The following is a 2500-nucleotide window of genomic DNA, read 5'->3' on the forward strand; positions in this document are numbered from 1 at the left end:
ATCTTTGGTTGCGGGGGTAGGATTTGAACCTACGACCTTCAGGTTATGAGCCTGACGAGCTACCGGGCTGCTCCACCCCGCGGTGCTTGAGGATTTGATCGATTAGAGAGAGATTTATGATGTTCTTTCTAGGTCTGGCGGTGACTTACTCTCCCACGTCTTAAGACGCAGTACCATCAGCGCGACGGCACTTAACTGCCGAGTTCGGAATGGGATCGGGTGTTTTGCTCGTGCTATGACCACCAGACCGAGGAAGAACATCATTTGTTTTAGTCAAGTATACTGTGTGTGTATGCTTTTGATCTGGTCTTGCTTTTACTGGATCAAATCAAGCCTATCGGACCATTAGTACCGGTCAACTGAACGCATTGCTGCGCTTACATCTCCGGCCTATCGACGTGGTGGTCTTCCACGGTCCTCAAGGGATACCTTGTTTTGAGGGGGGCTTCCCGCTTAGATGCCTTCAGCGGTTATCCTGTCCGATCATAGCTACCCTGCACTGCCGTTGGCACGACAACAGGTCCACCAGTGGATCGTTCACCCCGGTCCTCTCGTACTAGGGGCAACTCCTCTCAAGTATCCTACACCCACGGAAGATAGGGACCGAACTGTCTCACGACGTTCTAAACCCAGCTCACGTACCTCTTTAAATGGCGAACAGCCATACCCTTGGGACCTGCTCCAGCCCCAGGATGAGATGAGCCGACATCGAGGTGCCAAACGATGCCGTCGATATGGACTCTTGGGCATCATCAGCCTGTTATCCCCGGCGTACCTTTTATCCGTTGAGCGATGGCCCTTCCACTCGGGACCACCGGATCACTATGGCCGTCTTTCGACTCTGCTCGACTTGTCAGTCTTGCAGTCAGGCTGGCTTCTGCCATTGCACTCAACGAGCGATTTCCGACCGCTCTGAGCCAACCTTCGCGCGCCTCCGTTACTGTTTGGGAGGCGACCGCCCCAGTCAAACTACCCACCACAGAGGGTCCCGGATCCGGATAACGGACCGCGGTTAGACATCAAGCAAAGCAAGGGTGGTATCTCAAGGGAGGCTCCACAAGGACTGGCGTCCCTGCTTCGAAGCCTACCACCTATCCTGCACATGCTGTACCTGATGCCAGTCTGAAGTTGTAGTAAAGGTGCACGGGGTCTTTCCGTCTAACCGCGGGAAGCCTGCATCTTGACAGGCAATTCAATTTCGCTGAGTCGATGTTGGAGACAGCGGGGAAGTCGTTACGCCATTCGTGCAGGTCGGAACTTACCCGACAAGGAATTTCGCTACCTTAGGACCGTTATAGTTACGGCCGCCGTTTACCTGGGCTTCAATTCGGAGCTTGCACTCCTCCTTTTAACCTTCAGGCACCGGGCAGGCGTCAGACCCTATACGTCGTCTTGCGACTTCGCAGAGCCCTGTGTTTTTAGTAAACAGTCGCCACCCCCTGGTTTGTGCCCCCGCCCAAGAGTTGCCTCCTGAACGGGCCTCCTTCTCGCGAACTTACGGAGGTATTTTGCCGAGTTCCTTCAACATCGTTCTCTCAAGCGCCTTGGTATTCTCTACCAGTCCACCTGTGTCGGTTTAGGGTACGATCTCATGGAGGGCTATTTCCAGGAACCGCTCAGCAGCCCAGCCAATCCGATAAGGCTGAACTACACCCGCGATCCGTCACCATCTCCTGGCCCAGGAATATTAACCTGGTTCCCATCGACTACGCCTTTCGGCCTCGCCTTAGGGGTCGGCTTACCCTGCTCAGATTAGCTTTAAGCAGGAACCCTTGGACTTTCGGCGAGGGGGTCTCTCACCCCCTTTGTCGCTACTCATGTCATCATTCTCGCTAGTGATCTCTCCACCGGATCCCTCACAGGCCGGCTTCACAGAAGAACCCATGATCCTCCAATACCCCCCGAAAGGGGCAAAAGAGGATAGGGTCCATGTCACACTACGCTCCGCTACCACTGCATACGCAGTCCTAAGCTTCGGCTCATGGCTTGAGCCCCGTTACATCTTCGCCGCAGGACAACTTATTTAGACCAGTGAGCTGTTACGCTATCTTTAAAGGATGGCTGCTTCTAAGCCAACCTCCTGGTTGTTTTGGTCGTCCCACCTGCTTTCCCACTTAGCCATGAATTGGGGGCCTTAGCTGTAGGTCAGGGTTGTTTCCCTCTCCACGACGGACGTTAGCACCCGCCGTGTGTCTGCCGTATAGTACTCCTCGGTATTCGGAGTTTGGTTAGGATCAGTAAGCCTGTGGGGCCCCATTACCCATCCAGTGCTCTACCCCCGAGGGTATTCGTACGACGCTCTACCTAAATAGATTTCGCGGAGAACCAGCTATCTCCGAGTTTGATTGGCCTTTCACCCCTAGGCACAGCTCATCCCGATCCTTTTCAACGGATGTGGGTTCGGTCCTCCAGTGCGTGTTACCGCACCTTCAACCTGGCCATGCCTAGATCACTCGGTTTCGGGTCTGATGCCACGAACTCATGCGCCCATTTAAGACTC

At 54.4% G+C, this 2500-nt stretch carries 1 tRNA gene and 2 rRNA genes (1 of these 3 cut by a window edge); all 3 read right to left on the minus strand.

The features are described from left to right. Positions 1-5: 5 nt before the first annotated feature. A tRNA-Met gene (locus EU803_RS18385) sits at positions 6-82 on the minus strand. 50 nt (positions 83-132) lie between these two features. Further along, positions 133-247, minus strand: a 5S ribosomal RNA gene (gene rrf / locus EU803_RS18390). A gap of 77 nt (positions 248-324) precedes the next feature. Beyond that, a 23S ribosomal RNA gene (locus EU803_RS18395) occupies positions 325-2500 on the minus strand (it continues 659 nt past the right edge of the window).

Source organism: Loktanella sp. IMCC34160 (assembly GCF_004145845.1).
Taxonomy (GTDB): domain Bacteria; phylum Pseudomonadota; class Alphaproteobacteria; order Rhodobacterales; family Rhodobacteraceae; genus SELP01.